Here is a 19,220-nt window from a genome sequence, read left to right as displayed (position 1 = left end):
CTGACATCCATGTTGATGACTTCTCGTTTTTTGTTGTTGTTCGATCGTCCATCCAGGACGGATCAGGGTGTTGCCGGCGACTTCAGGGGGGGCCACCCCGACGCCCTCTGGGTTCAAGGTCCGCAAAGCCCGGGGGAACGAATCCTGCGCTCCCCCGGCCGAGGCTGAATCAGGCGAACACGATGCCTGAACCGTTGAGCCCCTCCATACCGATGCCCACCAGGGTCACCGAGTAGTCGCCCACCTTGAGCAAGGTGTCGTTGCCGCTCTGGGACAGGTGCTGGCTGTAGTCGTAATGGGCATCGATGCCGGGCACGCCCATGAACACCAGCTTGTCGTTGCTCTGGTAGCCGTGGATCAGGTCGAGGCCGAAGTTGCCGCTGAACAGGAACGTGTTGCTGCCACCTCCGCTGGAGTACATCACGTCGTTGCCGGCACCGCCGACAAAGGTCACGTTGGCCTTATCGCTGCTCAGCAGGTCGTCGCCGCCATGGCCGAACAGCCAATCGCCATTGACGCTGGCCACCAGTGCATTGCCATAGGCATCGCCATTGAGGGAGTGGTTGTAGGCGGTCCACTGGTTGCCGTTCTGCAAGCCGTCGGCGGTCACGCTATAGCTGACGTCCTTGCCGAGCAGTTGCCACCAGCTCCCGGCCTCGTGACTGACCAGGGCGCCGATATCCCGGGTCATGCTGATGCCGCCATAGGCATCGCGGATGTACAAAGTGCCGTCGCCGTCATTGGCAATGGAGAAGTTCTTCAGCGGCTGCTGCAGCTGCAAAACGTTATGACCCGAACCGCCATGGATGATGTTGTAGCCGCCGTCGTCGCGGAAACGGTCATCACCGGCCCCGCCATCGAGGTAATCGTTGCCCTTGCCGCCGTGCAGCAGGTCGTTGCTCTGGGTGCCGATGATGAAGGTGCTGCCGCTGTGCTGGTCGGCGTAGAGATTCAGGTCCTTGACCCAGACCTGGTCGCGCTTGTCCTCGGACAGGTTGGAAACCACCACCGTCGAATCACGACGGGTCAGGTCATAGAAGTCCGAATTGATCACGCGGTTGAGCCCCGCGGCGTAGTCGACCGCGCTATGGGCCGACCAGGACCAGGGGTTGAGGATGCTCTGGGGCACCAGCTTGCCGGACAACGACGAATAGTGATCGGTAAAGCTGACGATATTGTTGGTGGCCGACTCCTGTGGCTTGTCATGGGTGCCCAGGGACGAGGCGTTGAAATGGGTGCCGTCCAGCGCGCGGAACACCGGGTCGTTTTCATAACCGATGTTCAGCACCTGCTGGCTGTCGGCGCTCTGGGTCGGCGAGGCAAAGGCCACATAGCTGGCGTCCTTGTAGAACCCGCCCCAATGCTCCGCGCTCATGGCCGCCAGGCTGTTGACCGCCAGGCCGCCGAGGCTGTGCCCGGTGACCAGCACATCATTGCCGCTCAAGCCCTGAGCGTTGGCGAAGGCGGCAACCTTGCCCAGCAGTTGGTCGAAAGCCAAGCGGCTGTAGTTGTCGGCAAAACCCGGAACAAAGGCCGCCTGCAGGTCGTTGATCCCGTCCGCCAGGCTATCCGTGCCACGAAAGCTGATGCCGATGGACAGCAACTGCCCGGCGGCATCGTACTTGCCCAGGATTTCGACCTGAGCGTCGCCGACCGAAGACTGCTCGCCGGAAATGGTGCCCTGGGCGCTGATGTTGCCCTGGTAGCCCAGTTGCGAGGCGCTGATCGGTCGCCATGAGGTGCCCGGCAGGGCTTCACCGGTGGGCGATGAAGCATACAAGGCCAGCGTGATGGCATCGCTGTACTGGGCTTTGCCGGCACCGCCAAGGGCATTTTTGTAGTCGAAGATGCTCATTCCTTTCTCCTTGTTATTTCAGCGCCGGCAGGTCCGATTCCGGGCCGTCTACGGCGCTGTGCGCTGGCCAAAGGCTTCATCGACCCTGGCCAGATCTTCTTCTCGCAAGGTTCCTGCGTAGTAATGCAACTTGGTCCATGCCATCAGGTAGTCGTAACGAGCCTGGGCCAGGTCACGCCGGGTAGTGTAGAGCTGCTGCTCGGCATTGAGCGCATCGAGGTTGACCCGCTCGCCGCCCAGAATGCTCTGCTGGGTCGAAACCACCAGGGCCTCGGCCGAGGTCAGGGCTTTCTGGTAGGCCCGCAACTTGTTCACCCCCGATAGACAGGCACTGAATTGCCGGCGTAGTTCAATCAGCGTCTCGCGGGTCTTGCCGTCCAGTTCGTACTCGGCCTGCTCCATGGCGCGGCTGGCCTGGCGAGTGGAGGCCGACACCCCGCCACCGGCGTACAGCGGCAGGCTGACTTCGATGCCGATGGTGTTGGTGTCGTAGCGCTGGTTGTAGGTGTTGCCGCTTTCCGATTCGTTCTGCCGCACGCTGGCGTAAGCGCTGAGCTTGGGCAGGTGCCCGGCGCGGTTGCGCTCCACTTCATAACGCGCCACCTCGACCCGTTGCCGCTGGGAGGCCAGCACCGGGTTGTTGCTCAGGGCCATCTCATGCCAGGTGTCGTAATTGGCGGGGCTCAGGGCAAAGGACTGGAAGTTTTCCTGCAAGGGGTCGAGATCGCGCACGTCGAGGTCGGGCACGCCAATCAGCGCCCCCAGTTCACGCAAGGCCGCGTCCTGTTCGTCCCGGGCCTCGATCTCCTCGGCGGTGGCCAGCTCGTAGCGCGACTCGGCCTCGAGGATGTCGGTACGGGTGCCCTCGCCCTGCTCGAACATGTGCCGGTTCTGCTGGAACTGTTGCTCGAAGGCCTTCTTCTTGGCCAGGGCGATCTCGATCTGATCCTGGGCGAACAGGGCCTTGGTGTAGTAACTGAGCACCCGCACCAGCAACTCCTGGCTCTTGCCGCGAAAGTTCTCGTCGGCAAACAGGGCCTGGGCCACGCCCTTGCGGTAGTTGGCGTAGGCCTCGTAGTCGATCAGCGGCTGCTGCAGGGTCAGGGACGAGCCGTAGCTGTCGTAGTTGCGTTTTTCGCTGACGCTGCCGCGCACCGTGTCCAGGTAGGTGACCTTGGAGTTGTTGTGGCCCTTGTTGTAGCTGTAGCCCACCTTGGGCAGCAGACCGGCGCGGCCGATGGCGCGGTTTTCCAGGCCGGCATCGCGCTCCTTGATGGCGCCGAGGAACACCGGGTCATTGCGCAGCGCCTGTTCGTAGATCTGGAACGGCCCCATGGCCTGGGCCCCCTGGCACACCAGCAAGGACAAGGCCGCGGCGAGAATGGAAAGCTTACTCATACGACGCGACATCCTTATTCTTCGGTCAATGCAGAGCTGGCCCGGTCGAGCAGAGGCTTGAACAGGTAATTGAGCAGTGAACGCTCGCCGGTGCGTACGAACATCTCCGCCGGCATCCCGGGCTTGATCACCAGGCCGTTGAGCTTCTCCATGGCCTGGTCGCTGACGCTGCTGCGCAGCACGTAGTACGGCATGCCGGTCTTCTCGTCGACCATCTGGTCGGCGGATATCAGGCTGACTTCCCCCGGCACCCGTGGCGTGCGGCTCTGGTTGAAGGCGGTGAACAGGATGTCCACCGGTAGATGGGGGCCGACCTTGTCCACCAGGTTGACTGGCAACCGCCCTTCCACTTCCAGGTGCGTGCCCTGGGGCACGATTTCCAGCAGGGTTTCACCCTGGCGCACCACGGCGCCTTCGGTGTGTACCCCCAGGTTGACCGCGATGCCGTCGGCAGTGGCGATGATTTCGCTGTGCTGCAAGTCGAAGCCGGCGGAGGTCAGTTGCTGCTCCAGGGTCTGGGTCTTGAGCTGGGCTTCGGCCAATTGGCTGCGGACCTCTTTCTGGTACTCCTCGCTGTGCTGTTGCAGCTTGAGCCGGGACTCGAGAATGCCCTGCTCGATTCGCCCGCTTTCACCGGTGTTCTGCGCCAGCTCCTGTTGCACCTGGGACAACTGGCGCTGGTACTCCAGCAAGCGGTTGCGCGGGATGTAGCCGTTGTCGGCCAAAGGCTGCAGGTTGCTCAGTTGCTGGCGCAGGGACTCGGCCTGGCTGGCCAGGTCGGTGCGCGCCCGGCGCATGCCCGCCAGTTGCGCGGTGGCGCCTTCGATATTGGCGCGGATGCCCGCCTGCTCGCGGGAGAACGCCTCACGGCGGCTGCTGAACAGCTGACGCTGGCCTTCCAGCACCAGGGCCAGGCGTGGGTCGTCGCTGTTGCTCAACTGCAGCGGGAAGTCCACCTGCTTGAGGTTGTCGCGCTCGCTGCGCCAGCGCGCCAGGCTGGCCATGGCCATGCGGTACTGGGCCTGCAGCGACTGCACGTCCGCCGCCACCTGGGTCTGATCCAGGCGGAACAACGGCTGGCCCTGCTTCACGCTTTGGCCTTCGCGCACCAGAATCCGGCTGACCACGCCGCTGCTCATGGACTGCACCGCTTTGCGCTTGCCGGACACCACCACCGTGCCTTGCACGGGAATCCCCTGATCCAGTGGAGCCAGCGCGGCCCAGATGAAAAAACTGCCGGCCCCCACCAGGGCCAGTATCCAGCCCATGCGCGCGAAAAAGCCCGCATCACGCTCAACCCGTTCCGGCGCGTAACCCTCTTCGTTCATCATGTTGCTGTCCTTGCTCATGCGCCTTTGTTCCGTGTCGGGGCCTGATACTGGCGGCTCATGCTCAAGCCACCGGGTGCGGCTGCAGCGGCGGGTCTGGCCGGTTCCTGGGGTTGGAGTGACTGGGGCTGCTGGGCACCGGCCAACGCCTTGAGTACTTCCTGGCTGGGGCCAAAGGCCTGCAGGCGGCCTTCATTGAGTACCAGCAGCTTGTCGGCCAGGGCCAGCACCGACGAGCGATGGGTCACCAGAACCACGCTGGTCCCCCGGGCCTTGAGCTGGGCAATCGCCGCCGCCAGGGCGCTCTCGCCCACGGTGTCGAGGTTGGAGTTGGGCTCGTCGAGCACCACCAGGCTGGGATTGCCATACAGTGCCCGGGCCAGGGCCACCCGTTGCTTCTGGCCCCCGGACAAGCCGCTGCCGTCATCGCCAAGCACGGTGTCGTAGCCTTGAGGCAGGCGCAGGATCAACTCGTGCACTCCGGCCAGCTGCGCGGCCTGGACCACCTGCTCCGGGTCGGCCTGGCGAAAGCGTGCGATGTTCTCGGCGATGCTGCCGGTGAAGAGTTCGATGTCCTGGGGCAAATAGCCGATGTAGGGACCCAACTCATCGCGATTCCAGCGATGAATGTCGGCGCCGTCCAGGCGCACCGTGCCGGCCAGGGTCGGCCAGACGCCCACCAGTACCCGAGCCAGGGTCGACTTGCCGGAACCGGAGGCCCCCAGCACCCCGAGCACTTCACCGGCATTGATACTGAAGCTCACCTGCTGCAGGGTCGCCGCCCGACGTCCGGGAGGCCCGGCGCTGACCTGCTCGAAACTCACCTGGCCCTTGGGCGCCGGCAACGACATGGCGCTGTCACTGGGTGGGAACTCGCGCAGCAGCGCGTCCAGCCGACCATAGGCCAGCTTGGCCGAACTCCATTGCTTCCACACCGCGATCAACTGGTCGATGGGACTCAGGACCCGGCCCATGAGGATCGACCCGGCGATCATCATCCCCGCGGTCATGTCGCCCTTGATCACCAGCAAGGCGCCCAGGCCCAGCACCAGGGATTGCAGGCACAGACGCAGGGTCTTGCTCAGGGAACTGATCACCGAACCTGTGTCGCTGGCCTCGTTCTGCAGGCCGAGAAAGCGCGAGTGCACGGCAAACCAGCGCTTGCGCAAGGCACCGAGCATGCCCATCGCCTGAATGGTCTCGGCATTGTGCAAATGGCTGGTGGCCAATTGGGTGGAGCGTTGCGAAAAACCGCTGGCCTCGGCCAGGGGTTTCTTGGTCATGGCTTCATTCAGGTACGCCAGGGCGATCAGCAACACCGCGCCCACCGTGGCGAACACCCCGAGCCAGACGTTGAAGGCATAGATAACCAGCAGGTAGATCGGAAACCAGGGGGCATCGAAGAAGGCGAACAACGCCGGCCCGGTGAGGAACTGGCGGATATGGGTCAAATCGCCCAGTGACTGGCCGGCATGGCCTTCGCCACGGGCCAGGTTGCGTTCGAATGCAGCCTGATACACCCGCAGGTTGAAGCGACGCTCCAACTGGCTGCCGATGCGGATGACGATAAAGCTGCGCACCACTTCCAGCAGCCCGATAAACAGGAAAAAGCCCACCACCATCAGCGACAGCATCACCAGAGTGGTCTCATTCTGCGACGACAGCACCCGGTCGTAGACTTGCAACATATAGATGGAGGGCACCAGCATCAGCACATTAATCAACGCGGTGAAACAGCCGACACTGATCAGGATGCCCTTGTATTCGCCCAATGCCTTGAACAGTGGTGCAGGATGACTATTATTCAGCATCTTCAACATTTCCCTGAGCCGACCCTGCGCGCCGAACGCGAGCACCTCATATACGGCGCAACTAAAGATGTGTGCCCCTTAGTCTCAAAGTCTGCGGACACACCCAAACCAGACAACTGTAGTTAACAGTCATCCGGTTAAAAACCTGTCGATTAAAAGAGTGGTAAAACTAAAACCACAACCACCCAAGATTAAACGAACAGCCTGCTGCCTTAATTAGCCAGCACGCTGTAACACGATCAAACCGTCGCCTTTGAGGCGCGCTTCGTACAGGCCTTCTCTCTGTCGACTGAAAAAGATAATCCTTGAACCTTCCCGCCCCGTGATGGCAATACCGTCGGGCTCCGGAAACCAGCCCACCGCCGCCTCACCGATCCACTTCGACAGGCACTCGGCGCCGTCTCCCAGGGCTGCGTTTTGCAACAGGTCCAGGGCACAGGCGGCGCCAGGTTCGCTCTGTTGCTGCAACTGCCAGTGTCCAACCAGTTCCGAGGGGTCCGCCAAGCGCAGGCTGCTTGCCATGGTTATTGCTCCATAAAAGATCGTCAGCGTCGCCAGCAGCCAGGTGGCCGCCTTGCAACTCAAGGTGTGTGGGGTCATAGGGTGCTCCGTCCGCCCGGTAGACTCGCTCAGCCCCGGGGCCAATGCAAGAACGGAAGGCAGCGCATCGGCGCCGCCTTCCGCCTACTTCACTCAGGCCACGATGTCACTGACGGCTGCCTGGCCAACGGTGCTGACCAGGAAGTCCGCCACGCCCTGTCCGGAGAAGTCCACGGACAGGGTGCTGACGCCCCCGGAGGTAGTGAGGATGGCGTCACCCACCGCGCCGGTGAAGGCGTTGACGAAATGCAAGCCTGCACCCTTGGTGATACCGGTCAGATCGATCTTGTCCAGGCCGCTGACAAAATCCATGATCTGGTCGGCCGCGCCCGGCTTGGAGTCGGAACTGGCGCCGAACACGAAGGTGTCCGAACCCGAACCGCCCCAGAGCTTATCGGCGCCACCGCCACCGTAGATGATGTCGTTGCCGGCACCTCCCTTGAGCACGTTGGCAGCGTTGTTGCCGATCAACAGATCGTTGCCCGAACCGCCGATGGCGTTCTCCACGGTCACGCCCTGAGCAATGGAGACGTTACCCACCATGCCGCCAACGTCGGAGAACGAGGCCTCATTGAGGTTGATCTTCTGGTTTTGAGTGAACCCGGAGAAGTCCAGGGTATCGTTGCCACCACCGTCCCACACCGAGAACACCAGCTTGTCGGCAGACGAACTGGCGCTGTAGAAGTCGCGCCCGGTGTTGGAGTTGAAGCCATAGGTGGTATCGCCGGCACGGGTGCCGTAGTTGGCCCCGTAGAGTTTCTGGATGGCTGCGATATCGTCCATCAGCGGACCGGACGAATAGGCCACGACCCCGCCCTTGCTGAAGTTCTGGCTGGTGTTGCTTTCACTCCAGTAGCTCATGATGCTGTAGCCACGCGTGTCCTGGCCGTAGCTGGCGTCCTTGTAGCTTGGGTTGCCTTCGCCTGCGTTGTAGTCGCCAGGGTGAGCCAGGCCCAGGGTGTGACCGATCTCATGGGTCAGGGTCTGACGGCCATAGTTGTTCAGGTCGGGATTCTTGTTCTGGGTGTAGCTGCTGTTGATCAGGTACCAGGAGGTACCGTCGTAACCGGCACCGGTGCCCGGCAGGTAGGCGAAGGCCGCCGCGCCGTCCTGGCCACCACTGTAGTTGCCGAAGGTCATGCGAGCGTCGCCACCCGAGGCTTTCTCGGTAAACACGACATTGGCCACATCGGCCCAGGATTGCATGGCCAGCACTGCTTGGGCCTTCTGCTGGGCGCTGAACTGGCTGAACCCGGAGATACCGTGCTTGTACATGGTGCTCGAGGAGGCCGAGGTCAGGAAGGTATAGGACAGATCGATTTTGCCGTTACCGTTCAGGTCCTTGAACGCAGCGCCGTCACGCAGCAATTGCGTGGCGGCTTGATCGACTGAGAACGAAGGCTTGCCGTTAACCGTGAGATTGCCGCCACGATCGTATTGGTGGCTAAAGCTATTGATCTGGTTATACGCCGAACTTGCTGCGGCCAATGGCTCGAGTTGCTGTTCGGCAGATGCAATAGCGCTCTTTTTTATTGTCGACATAAACACACTTCCTTGTAATCAATGGAACAGTTTTTGTCAGATAGCGACAATCCCTGGCGAGATCGTCCTATCACTCGCCCTAAGCAGGCGAAAGCAAGCTGACACAGTTTGAAATCAGGCGTCCACTACTTTTTTGACGTCAAATTCCACTGTTCCGACAAACTCCCGCAAACAATGACCGTGCACTTAAAAGATTCTTTTCCAGCCGATTAGCGCTAGACATTGTCCGACAATCTACAATTTAATTATTAAATATCCATATAGAAAATTATGTCGATTGCGTCGCACTTCTTAGTCGGTTATTTCATGTTCCAACCAGTTAGTTCCAATGCTTGCCTCAATACTTGCGGGGTCAGCGCCGGTACTTGCACCCCGTCGGCACTGCTCATCGGCTCGGCTGCCAGCATGGCATTGATGATGGCCTCCTCCACCGCCTCGGCGGCTGCGCTGAACAGCGGCGAGATGTGATCGTTGTTGAGCATCGCCAGAGGCGCAGTGAACGCCAGGTCCTTGCGTCCATAATCCGCAGCGGGCAAGTCCCGGTTTCCCGTGGCAAAGGCCAGGAAGATATCGCCACTGGAATCTTCGGTGCCGCCACCGGTGCGGGCAATGCCGATGGAAGCACGCTGGGCCAGGCGCTGGCACTGATGGGGCAGCAGCGGCGCATCAGTGGCCAGGATCACCACGATCGAGCCCATGCCCGGGGTGCCGCGCTCGGCAAAAGGTGAGGCAATCCCTCCCAGATGACGCCCCACCGGGTAACCGTCCACCCGCAGCTCTTCACGCTTGCCGTGGTTGGCCTGGACCAGAGCGCCGACGGTGTAGCCGCCCTGCTCTGCCGCCAGCCGCCGGGAGGCGGTACCGATCCCGCCCTTGAACTCATGACAGATCATCCCGGTGCCGCCGCCTACCGCGCCTTCGGCCACCGGCCCGGACTCGGCGCTGGCCATGGCCTCGCGCACCTGTTGCGGCCCCACATGCTGCCCCCAGATGTCGTTCAGCAGGCCGTCGTAGGTTTCCATCACCACCGGCATGCACCAGTACACGGCGGTGTCCGCAAGGGCCTCGCGCTCCAGGGCGATCAGGGTGTCGCGCACCACGCCGACGCTGTGGGTATTGGTAATGGCCAGCGGCGTGGTCAGGGTGCCCGCCTCGCGAATCCACTCCAGCCCCGTGGCATCGCCATTGCCGTTGAGCACATGGCAACCGGCGAAACAGGGCTGTTGCCGCGCATGCCCGGCCCGGGGCTGGACCAGAGTGACCCCGGTGCGCACCTGCTTGCCGCCCACGCTGGCTTTCAGAGTGCTGTGCCCCACCCGTACCCCGGGTACGTCGGTGATCGCATTGAACGGACCTGGTGTCCCCAGACCCAGGCTGATGCCCAATTGACGTGCTCGCATAACCACTCCTTACAATTTCTGAAACGCCGGGCTGTACCGGCCATTGGTGCCATAGAGAATCACCGACAGTGCCAGCAGCCCGATAATCACCATGATGTCCCGCAGGGACGCCTCGAGGAACAGATTGATCAGCAGATACCCCGCGCCCATCACCGCCAGCAGCGCCGGTACTGGCCACAGGGGCATGCGATAGGGATGCTCGCGGTCGCGCAGCAGCACCCGGCTCATCAGCGCGCTGAGGGCAACGATCAGGTACACCAGCATGATCAGCAACACACTGAAGGACGTGAGGTCCGCCAGATTCGAGCTGAAACTGAGTACTGCCGAAGGAATCGCCAGGAACAACGTAGCCAGCCATGGCGAGTCCCAGCGTGGATGAATCCGCGTGAACAGGCGGTTGATGGTGGGCGTCCACAGGGCGTCGCGGCCGCTGCTGAACACCACCCGGCCGATCTGGATGACGATCGCGACAATGGCGTTGAACACCGACAGGAAGATCCCGCCACTGACCACCCTGGCGAGGGTTTCATTGCCATGGCTGGTGAGTAGGTAGCCGATGGGATCTGGGCTGGCCAGCATCGCGCTCAAGGACGGCGCGCCGATCAGCAGCGCGGTGAGCGGCACCAGTTCGATGATCACCACCAGCACCAGGGACCAGAGCACCGCCTTGTGCACGCCGCGCCCCTTGCACTTCATGTCTTCGGCCAGCAGTACCGCCGGCCCGTAGCCGTTGTAGGAAAACAGGCCGATGCCCACCGCACCGATCACCAGGGCCCAGGGCGCCATCTGCAATGCACCGTGATCGACGATCTGCGGTTGCAAAAGAATGCTCACCGGTTGCGTGGCGTTGCCAAAGCCCAGCCAGACAATCACCAGCAACGCCGCCACCTCCAGCAACAGGCAAGTGCCGGTGATCCAGGCATTGAGCTTGATGTTGAGGATGCCCAGCAGGTAGCTGCAGACCACTATCACCAGGGCTACGGTCTGGGAGTCGAAGTCGGTACCCAGGGCGTTGTTCAAATAGGTGGCGGCGCCAGTGGCCAGCACCGGAGGGATGAACAGCAGCATCACCAGCACCGTGAGGAAGGTGGCATAGCCGGCCATGCCGCCAAACACGCGCTTGGCATACACGTACTCACCGCCGGCACTGTTATGGGCCCGGCCCAGCTCGGCGTAACAGAAGGCAAACATCAGTGCCAGCAACCCGGCCATGACGAACGCCAGGAACACCCCGCTGCCGGCCTGGTGGATGGCAAAGGGCGCGATCACGAACACGGAACTGGCGGGGGTCACGCCGGAGACCGTGATAGCCACCACATCGAACACACTCAGGGTTGGTTTCAGCGCGCCGTCGGGCGCGGAGGGAGAGCTCATATCGTTATCCTCGTGTTTATTGTTGGTCTGAGGCAGAAACGAAATCCATCGGGCGGGTGCGCTCTGGGACGCACTGGCTGGGAGCTACTCTAGGCAGTCACATGACTGCGACCAATTCCCCTATTGGAGTACTCCCCTTGACGGCAACAGGCAAATCGACGAAACCCTTCTACGGCACTTTCGACGCATCAATGGAGCAAGGTCTTTGAGCAATCTGTTCAGGGAGGTCGGCATGCACGCCGGCCTGGGTCGCACCCTTACGCTGATCGGCAACCCGCGATTCTGGAAACAGCTGATCCTGCTGTTGCACCAGGCGACGCCGTTCGACAATGCCCTGGCGATCTTCTACCCGGTGGATGGCCCGCCCCGGGCCCTTGAGGAATATGACGCGGAGCCCAGCAGCAAACCGGCGTCGATGCTCACCTACCTCAATGGCCTGTACCTACTGGACCCGTTCTTCCAGGCCTGTCGCGAGGGCTACCCCAGCGGCCTGTACCGCCTGGAAGAAGTGGCCCCGGACCACTTCCGCCAGAGCGAGTACTTTCTCAGCTACTTCCACGACAATGTCCTGGAAGATGAAGTGCAATTCATCCTGCAACTGCCCGATACCGGCACCCTGTCCCTGTCACTGGGCAACCAACGGGTCTTCAATCGCGAGGAAATCGGCCAGCTCACGACCTTCGCGGCCTGGGTGCTGCCACTGATGCAACAGCATTGGCAACACAGCCAGATACGTCCCCAGGCCCCGGTTGCAGAGGAAATGGCCAGCCAGATTCGCGATGCCCTGAGCCATTTCGGCAGCGCGGTGCTGTCGGATCGGGAGCTGGAGATCGCCCGACTGATCCTCCGGGGTTTTTCTTCCAAAGCCATGGCCGAGCGTTTGAAAATCTCGCCGGACACCATCAAGGTGCACCGCCGCCACCTTTACGCCAAGCTGGACATCTCCAGCCAGCCCGAGTTGTTTTCGTTGTTCATCCAATCCCTGGGGCATGATCTGGAAAATCCCTGACGCCCCTGTTCAGGCTGCTGTTCACGGTCTTTTCGCGGCCTTGCGTTCTTGCCTACCTGCTTGCCCGCTTGCCGTAGGAGCTGGCTTGCCAGCGAAGGCGTCCTCAAGGACAACGCAAAATTCAAGGGCCTCTTCGCCGGCAAGCCGGCTCCTACACAGCCAGCGAAGGCGTCCTCAAGAGCAGCGCAAAACCAAAGGGCCCCTTTGCCGGCAGGCCGGCTCCTACGCAGCCAGCGTTGCCGTTTTGAGGGCGATGCGAAATTCCGGCGCCTACGCGTTCAGGGAGCGGGCGCGGAAGTCACGGGGCGACTGTTCGAAGTGCTTCTTGAACGTCCGGCTGAAATGCGCCGAATCGGTAAAGCCCCACTTGAAGGCGATGTCGGTGATGGATTCGTTGCGCAGCTGCGGGTTGCTCAGGTCCGCCGCGCTGCGCTTGAGCCGGGAGCGCTGGATGAAGCGACACACGCTGTCGCCCTGCTCCTCAAACAGTCGGTACAGCTGGCGCACCGAAATATTCAACTGCCCGGCCAGGGATACCGGGGTCAGGCCCGGCTCATTGAGGGATTGATTGATCAGTTGCCGAGCCTGATCACGCAGACATTGACCATGCAGGTTGTCGTCAAAGCCATCCAGGGTGCTGGCCGTCTGACGCAGGGTCGGCCCAAGCAAGGCGATCAGGGCCTCTTGCAGGGCCTGACCCTCCTGCTGCGCCGCACACCCCTGCAGATCGCCGGCGCAGATCTGCTCCACCAGCAAACGCATCAGGCGACCACTGGCACAGTTTTGCGACAACTTGCCGAACTTGCGCTGCGGGGTCGGCAGATGCCGGTAAACCTCTTCCCGGCTGAGGTGGAACGAGGCGTGCTCGATCAGGCCGTGGGGCACGATTTCACAGGCACCGGCCGAATCCAGCAACGCCATGTCGCCGGGAGCCAGCTCAATGCTCTCACCATCCTGGCTCAGGCGAGCGTGGCCACTGCGCTGGATGATCAGGAAACAATGACGATCGTCCTCATGGTCGACCTTGGTGCTCTGGCGGGAGATCAGCCCGGCATTGGTGCGGATCTGCGCCACCTCCAGCCCGGCATAATCCTGCAAACCCACTTCACCGATAAACAAGGCGGGATTGCGCGCCGGGCGGGCGTCGAATCGACCGCAGACACCCTGCAGGGCACCTACCCAGGAACTGAAACTATGCGAAGCAAGCACTGTGCACCTCCATAAGCCGGTTCAGACCGCCTTTGTTGTTATGGCGATATCATTAACATGTTATCTATTTGCCAGGCAAGGAGCCTGACAGCATGGATAGTCTGTTATGGCTTAAGCAGGGTGTATGCCAGTACTAACGGTTATGTCGGTCAGAATTCTCGTAGAAGCTTGTACAACTCAGTGAAGCTGCCCAACAGCGCCGCCCGCTGTTGGGGACTCAAGCGGATGTAGCGCCTGAACCCCGGTAAACGATTGACCACCTCGCTGGCGCCAAAGTGCTCAAGGCGCACTTGCCAGCCCTGCTCATCCCGCCACAGCTCAAGGTGCTTGAAGTCCAGCGGCAGCAGCCGCTCCAGCAACGACTGATCACTGCACAGCTTCTGCAGCAAGGGCGCCCATTGCTCTGCCTCCCCCGCAAGCAATCGCGCGGCGACGCCCTGTCGACGAATCGCCCCGGTGTGGCGCAGGCCAATCCGCGCTTGCCCGGGACGCTCGCAGGGCACCTGCAGACGCCACTCACAGACCACGATATGCATCAGGAACTGCGCCTGGGGACGCTCCCGCACTTGGAACTCCAGAGCGCTTTGCGGGCAATGGAAAACCCCCTGCCCAGCAGAGCGAGGGGTGAAATCCAGGCCCGCCAGATCCCGCCGCACCTGACCCAGGGTGACCCCCGGGCGATAGCCCGAAGGTGCCCGGTGCCAGAATTCAAAGAGGTTTTGTCGCCAGCTTGAAAGATTCATCAGACAGGTTCTCCCGAGGGCTTGGGGTTTCATCCGGCGACAGGCTCAGTGCCTGTTCCAGCACCTCCTCCACCGGCACCGGACGAAACGGATTGACCTTCTGTACCAGCAAGGTCCAGACCAGCGCGTAGATAGCGGTCAGGCCCAACATGCTGCCGAAGGGCACATAGATATCCCGTGGATTCATCCCCGGGGGGGTGATGAACCACATGCCCAGGACAATTCCCACCGAGGACAGAATCTGCGGCAACGGAAACCATGGCGATTTATAAGCCCGCGGCAAATCCGGCCGGCGAATGCGCAACATCACCACCGACAAGGTGACCAGCAGGTAGGCGGTGCTCCAGGCACAAACCGCCGCCAGCACCAGGTGCATGATGCTGTCGGTGCTGCCACCCAGCCACCAGGCATGCAGGCAGGGAATCAGGACCGCCACGGCGATGCACAGCAGCGGTGTCTTGAAGCGTGGGTGCAGATAGGTGAAAACCTTGGGTAATGCCCCGTCCAGGGCCATGCCATAGAGAATTCGCGGCAGGCCGGCCATCAACGTGTTGATAGTCGCGGCACCGGCAAACAGCAGGCCGATCCCCAGCCAGATGCGGCCGAACGGCCCCATGATCTGCTCGGCGAAATGCGGGATGGCCATGGGCGTATCCAGCAAATGCACGCTGCCGTCCTCACTCAAGGCAATGTTTTCCACCTGGCGCTTCATGGCCGCGCCGTAGATGAACATGCACACCGCGACGCCTACCAGACCCAGGGCCATGGCCCGGGGAATGGTCCTGGCTGCCTTGCGTACATCCGGTGTCAGGGGGGTGACGAACTCGCAGCCGACGAACATGAACATGGCCATGCCCACCAGAGACAGGATGGTCGTCAGATCGGTCCCCACCCTGGAAGCACCGAACCAGCCATCAAGTTCCACTGCCGGAGCCTTGATGACCCCGAGCACGCCAAAGATGATCAGGGTGGTCCACATGCCGAAGGTCAGGATCACCTCGGCACGGCTGAAGGCGGTAATGCCCACGGCGTTGAGCAGGCCGAAGAACACTACCAACCCGACACCCACCAACCAGGCGCTGCCGCTCTGTTCCAGCAGGGTATTGAGGGATTCGAAATTCACCAGGGCCATGACGCCGCTGAGAATGGTTTCCGCCGTCCCGGCAAACACATGCACGATCAGGTAGGCGGACAAGGTCCCGGTGATAGCGAAGAAACGCCCCAGGCCACAGGCCAGGTAGTCATAGACCGAGCCATTGGTGGGCAACAGGCAGGCCGCTTCGGCGAAGGTGGTGGATTGCGCCAGCATCATCAGCAGGGCGATCACCATCGCCGCGGCGAACGCTCCACCACCGATACCGAATCCGGTGGTAGCCGTCAGGATCACCGGGCTGGCCATGATCAGGCCCACGGCACTGGCCAGCGCGGTGGGAAAGCCGACCACGCCCTGATCCAGGTGGTGCTTGAGTCTGTCGTTGAGCGACATGATGGTAAACCTCGAAAGCATGGGTTGATGATTGTTGTTCTAGGCATTTCAAGGGCACGCCCGGCAAGGGCGCAGAGCTTGGCTGTCTGACGCAGCTGAAATCATGTTCACGCCCTGTAGGCGCTGGCTTGCCAGCGAAGACGTCCATGAGAATGACGCCTGTCCTGGGGGCGTCTTCGCCGGCCAACCGGCTCCTACAGTCAACCGGCTGGCCGGCAAAGGCGTCTGCATGGGGCGTGCTCAATAAGCGATGCACACCGATTTGTTCTCGGTATAGGCCTCGATGGCCGCATGGCCCATCTCGCGGCCCATGCCCGATTGCTTGTAACCGCCGAAGGGCATCGAGGGGTCCAGCATGTTGTGGGTGTTGACCCAAACGGTGCCGGCCTTGATCTGGGGAATCAGTTGCATGACCTGACTCAGATCGTTGGACCAGATGCTCGCCCCCAGCCCGTACTGGTTGTCATTGGCCAGGGCCACCACTTCCTCCAGAGAATCGAAAGGCGTCGCGACCACCACCGGGCCGAAAATCTCCTCGCGCACCAGCGGCAGGTTGGCGTTGACGTTGGCCACCACCGTGGGACGGACATAAAAGCCCTGCTCACCATGGGCAACTCCGCCGCAGAGCACCTTGGCGCCCTCCTCGACCCCGCGCTGGACCATCTGCAGCACGCGCTTTTGCTGTTTGGCAGAAATCAGCGGATTGATCTGTGCCTGCTCGTCCAGCCCCGGGCCAATGCGCAAGGATTCGGCAATGGCCACCAGACGCTCCAGCACCTGGGTGTAGATCCCGCGCTGGACATACAACCGCGAGCCCGCCGTGCAGACCTGTCCCTGATTGAAGAAGATGGCCCCGGCCGCCCCGGCGGCAGCAGTCTGCGGGTCGCAGTCGTCGAGGACGATCACCGGCGACTTGCCACCCAGCTCCAGGGAAAAGCGCGTCATGTTGTCCACCGCCGCGTGGCCGATCAGCTTGCCGACCTGGGTCGAGCCGGTGAACGCCAGCTTGTCGATCCCCGGATGGGCAGCCAGCGCGGCACCGGCCTGGGCGCCACTGCCGGTCACCACGTTGACCACGCCGGGGGCGATCCCCGCTTCCAGGCAAAGCTGGCCAAGGCGCAGCGCGGTGAGCGGAGTCTCGTCGGCGGGCTTGAGTACCACGGTGCAGCCGCAAGCCAGGGCCGGGACGATTTTCCAGATGGCCATCAGCAACGGAAAATTCCACGGCACAATGGCTCCCACCACGCCCACCGGTTCCGGCACCGTATAAGCCCGGTACTGTGCCCCCGGGACCGCGGCGATGGACACATCCAGGCTCTTGCCTTCGATCTTGGTGGCCCAGCCGGCCATGTAGCGGGTGAACTCCGCCGCCGCCCCCACCTCCAGGGCCCGGGCCAGATGGATCGACTGGCCGTTGTTGAGAGTCTCCAACTGCGCCAGCTCCTCGCCATTGGCTTCCAGCAGATCCGCCAGCTTCAACAGCAGGCGCTCGCGATCGGCGGGACGCAACGCCTTCCAGTTGCCTTCGAAGGCCCGGCGCGCGGCCCCCACCGCCAGATCCACATCGGCCTGGCCGGCGGCGGCAACCTGGGTCAACTGCTCGCCACTGGCGGGGTTGTACACCGGCATCCGTGCTCCGGAAAGCGCGGGCTGGCTGAGACCGTCAATCAGCAGGCCGTGCTGACTGTCTATGAATGCAGCGACACGTGGGTCGATGGCAACGCTCATCTTGATTCCTCGCAGGTGGACCTTGTTCGAGGTGGACTTTGAGCCCAAAGTCGGATGCCGTCTTGATCCTGGCTGCCGCAAAACTTGGCCCTGGCTGCCAACGCCAGCGGCGCCTGGGCTGGCAAGCCAGCCCCTGCCAATGGCCGGCAGCGAGACCCGCCAAGTCGCCACTGGCAGCCTGGGTCAAATGTCCTGGCACACAGAGGCAAGCCAGGAGCCCGCAAATGACGCACTAATAGCTCCACGCTGTCCGTGCGTTTTCAGGAGACTCAACGTGAGCCAAGCAAGCCGTTTCTGGCACCCCATGCTGCACCCCAACGAAATGAAGCAACGCGAACCGATCCGCATCGTCCGTGGCGATGGTTGCTATGTCTATGACGACAAGGGCCACCAGCTGGTGGATGGCGTCGCCGGGCTGTGGAACGTCAACGTCGGCCACAACCGCAAGGAAGTGAAAGCGGCCATCACCGCTCAGCTCGATGAGCTGGAGTATTTCCAGCTGTTCGACGGGGTCAGCCACCCTCGTGCCGAAGAACTGTCCCGGGTGCTGATGAACCTGCTGGAGCCCGAGGACATGTGCCGGGTGTCCTTCAGTTCCGGCGGTTCGGATGCCATCGAAAGCGCCCTGAAGCTGGCCCGCCAGTACTGGAAGCTCGAAGGCCAGGCCGACCGCACCAAGTTCATTTCCCTGCGCCAGGGCTACCACGGCACCCACTTCGGTGGCGCCTCGGTCAACGGCAACACGGTGTTCCGACGCAACTACGAGCCCCTGCTGCCCGGCTGCTACCACATCGATACGCCCTGGCTGTACCGCAACCCCTACAGCCAGGACCCACAAGAGCTGGGCAAGATCTGCGCCGACCTGCTGGAACGGGAGATCCAGTTCCAGAGCCCGGACACCGTGGCCGCGTTCATTGCCGAGCCGATCCAGGGCGCCGGCGGCGTGATAGTGCCACCGGCCAACTACTGGCCGCTGATCCGCGAAGTCTGCGACAAGTACGGCGTCCTGCTGATCGCCGACGAGGTGGTCACCGGTTTCGGCCGCAGCGGTTCGATGTTCGGCAGCCGTCTGTGGGGCGTCAAACCCGACATCATGTGCCTGGCCAAGGGCATCACCTCGGGCTACATCCCCTTGGGCGCGACAGTGGTCAACCGGCGGATCGAGGCCGCCTTCGAGAAAAACGCCAACTTCACCGGCGCCATCATGCACGGCTACACCTACTCCGGGCACCCGGTGGCCTGCGCTGCTGCCCTGGCCTGCCTGGACATCGTGGTCAAGGAAGACCTGCCGGCCAACGCGGCGAAGATGGGCGACTACATGCTGGGCAAGCTGCGGCCCTTCGTCGAGCGCTTCGACACCGTCGGTGAAGTGCGGGGCCAGGGCTTGATGCTGGCCCTGGATCTGGTGGCGGACAAGAGCACCCGCGAACCCATCGACCCCATGAGCGGCTATGCCAATCAGGTGGCACAGATTGCCCGGGACAATGGCGTCATGGTGCGACCGGTGGGCACCAAGATCATTCTCTCGCCGCCCTTGGTGATCCAGCAGCCACAGGTGGATGCCATAGTCGATGCCCTCGCCGAGGGGTTGAGCAAGGCCCAGCGCTGATCGTTGCAACCGGCTGCGGTCAATCAAACAGCGACCGCAGCCTGTGCTGCATCCCTGCTTGCCAGGCGCCCCGCTCGTGGTTTTCGCTCGCCCTGACACGGACAGCGCCACCCGTCGCAGCCCCCAAC

General features: G+C 62.3%; 14 protein-coding genes. 2 read left to right on the top strand and 12 right to left on the bottom strand.

Annotation, left to right across the window (positions count from 1 at the left end):
• Positions 1 to 169: 169 nt before the first annotated feature.
• The 8 genes from J5M73_RS06055 to J5M73_RS06020 all read right to left on the bottom strand — a co-directional run bounded on the left by J5M73_RS06055 (position 170) and on the right by J5M73_RS06020 (position 11,308).
• Positions 170 to 1,855: a polyurethanase gene (locus J5M73_RS06055; RefSeq protein ID WP_102865132.1), complete on the bottom strand. Its 1,686-nt coding sequence runs from the start codon at positions 1,853 to 1,855 to the stop codon at positions 170 to 172.
• A gap of 48 nt (positions 1,856 to 1,903) precedes the next feature.
• Positions 1,904 to 3,265, bottom strand: coding sequence for a TolC family outer membrane protein (locus J5M73_RS06050; protein ID WP_102865133.1), 1,362 nt, complete (start codon positions 3,263 to 3,265; stop codon positions 1,904 to 1,906).
• A 2-nt stretch (positions 3,266 to 3,267) separates the two neighbouring features.
• Positions 3,268 to 4,584 (bottom strand): HlyD family type I secretion periplasmic adaptor subunit, encoded by a 1,317-nt coding sequence (locus tag J5M73_RS06045; protein WP_102865252.1) that lies wholly within the window; start codon positions 4,582 to 4,584, stop codon positions 3,268 to 3,270.
• A gap of 14 nt (positions 4,585 to 4,598) precedes the next feature.
• Positions 4,599 to 6,392: a type I secretion system permease/ATPase gene (locus tag J5M73_RS06040; protein WP_102865134.1), complete on the bottom strand. Its 1,794-nt coding sequence runs from the start codon at positions 6,390 to 6,392 to the stop codon at positions 4,599 to 4,601.
• Positions 6,393 to 6,608: 216 nt separating this feature from the next.
• Positions 6,609 to 6,992, bottom strand: coding sequence for an AprI/Inh family metalloprotease inhibitor (locus tag J5M73_RS06035; RefSeq protein ID WP_102865135.1), 384 nt, complete (start codon positions 6,990 to 6,992; stop codon positions 6,609 to 6,611).
• Between the two features lie 93 nt (positions 6,993 to 7,085).
• Positions 7,086 to 8,534 carry a serralysin family metalloprotease gene (locus tag J5M73_RS06030; protein ID WP_115579979.1) on the bottom strand — a complete coding sequence of 483 codons (1,449 nt, stop codon included), beginning with the start codon at positions 8,532 to 8,534 and terminating at the stop codon, positions 7,086 to 7,088.
• Between the two features lie 299 nt (positions 8,535 to 8,833).
• Positions 8,834 to 9,934: a P1 family peptidase gene (locus J5M73_RS06025; protein WP_102865137.1), complete on the bottom strand. Its 1,101-nt coding sequence runs from the start codon at positions 9,932 to 9,934 to the stop codon at positions 8,834 to 8,836.
• A gap of 9 nt (positions 9,935 to 9,943) precedes the next feature.
• Entirely contained in the window at positions 9,944 to 11,308 is a 1,365-nt protein-coding gene (locus J5M73_RS06020; protein ID WP_102865138.1) for an APC family permease, read from the bottom strand.
• 205 nt (positions 11,309 to 11,513) lie between these two features.
• Between J5M73_RS06020 and J5M73_RS06015 the strand changes: the two genes are divergently transcribed.
• Positions 11,514 to 12,317, top strand: a complete 804-nt coding sequence (locus J5M73_RS06015; protein WP_102865139.1) for a helix-turn-helix transcriptional regulator — start codon at positions 11,514 to 11,516, stop codon at positions 12,315 to 12,317.
• A gap of 270 nt (positions 12,318 to 12,587) precedes the next feature.
• Here J5M73_RS06015 and feaR read toward each other — a convergent pair whose 3' ends face one another.
• The 4 genes from feaR to J5M73_RS05995 form a co-directional block, all read right to left on the bottom strand.
• Complete coding sequence (gene feaR, locus J5M73_RS06010) at positions 12,588 to 13,526, bottom strand: transcriptional regulator FeaR (protein ID WP_102865140.1); 939 nt, start codon at positions 13,524 to 13,526, stop codon at positions 12,588 to 12,590.
• 149 nt (positions 13,527 to 13,675) lie between these two features.
• Entirely contained in the window at positions 13,676 to 14,269 is a 594-nt protein-coding gene (locus J5M73_RS06005) for a DUF3156 family protein (RefSeq protein ID WP_102865141.1), read from the bottom strand.
• Positions 14,235 to 15,755 carry an APC family permease gene (locus J5M73_RS06000; protein WP_102865142.1) on the bottom strand — a complete coding sequence of 507 codons (1,521 nt, stop codon included), beginning with the start codon at positions 15,753 to 15,755 and terminating at the stop codon, positions 14,235 to 14,237. Before J5M73_RS06000 ends, J5M73_RS06005 begins: the two co-directional genes overlap by 35 nt.
• A 240-nt stretch (positions 15,756 to 15,995) precedes the next feature.
• On the bottom strand, positions 15,996 to 17,483 hold the full coding sequence (locus J5M73_RS05995) for an aldehyde dehydrogenase family protein (RefSeq protein WP_207815104.1): 1,488 nt from the start codon (positions 17,481 to 17,483) through the stop codon (positions 15,996 to 15,998).
• 274 nt (positions 17,484 to 17,757) lie between these two features.
• On the opposite strand from J5M73_RS05995, the gene J5M73_RS05990 reads away from it, so the two are divergent.
• A complete protein-coding gene (locus tag J5M73_RS05990) occupies positions 17,758 to 19,092 on the top strand; it encodes an aspartate aminotransferase family protein (RefSeq protein WP_102865144.1) in 1,335 nt (444 codons plus the stop codon).
• The last annotated feature ends 128 nt before the right edge of the window (positions 19,093 to 19,220 follow it).

This window comes from Pseudomonas sp. 50_B (assembly GCF_017491625.1).
Taxonomy (GTDB): domain Bacteria; phylum Pseudomonadota; class Gammaproteobacteria; order Pseudomonadales; family Pseudomonadaceae; genus Aquipseudomonas; species Aquipseudomonas danubii.
The sequence above is the reverse complement of the archived record's forward strand: the minus strand, read 5'-3'. Positions and strand labels throughout refer to the sequence as shown.